Origin of the sequence: Sabulibacter ruber (genome assembly GCF_017355955.1) — a bacterium.
GTDB lineage: Bacteria > Bacteroidota > Bacteroidia > Cytophagales > Hymenobacteraceae > Nibribacter > Nibribacter ruber_A.
On sequence record NZ_JAFFID010000126.1, the window covers coordinates 1 to 273 of the forward strand.

Below are 273 nucleotides of genomic sequence, written 5' to 3' on the forward strand. Positions count from 1 at the left end.
CCGCCGCCTGTTCGACGTGACGGAAAACGACATCGGGCGGCCCTTCCATGATCTCTCCATCTCCTACCGGCCGGTGGAGATGCGCAGCCGGATCGAGGAGGTGCTGCAGGGCGGGCGGCCCGTCCGCATCGAACAGCTGGACTACCACCGCCCGCCGGGCGATCCGATGCGGCTGAGCGCGGAGGTGGCGCCGCTCGCCGGGGGCGACGGCAAGGTCCTCGCCACGCTGCTGACCTTCACCGACACCACCCGCACCCATCACCTCCAGCAGGA

The 273-nt window shown here is 70.3% G+C and carries 1 protein-coding gene; it reads left to right on the forward strand.

What is annotated here, in order from left to right:
- Positions 1–273: PAS domain-containing protein (locus tag JT719_RS24735; protein ID WP_207436443.1), on the forward strand; the 273-nt coding region annotated here is incomplete at both ends.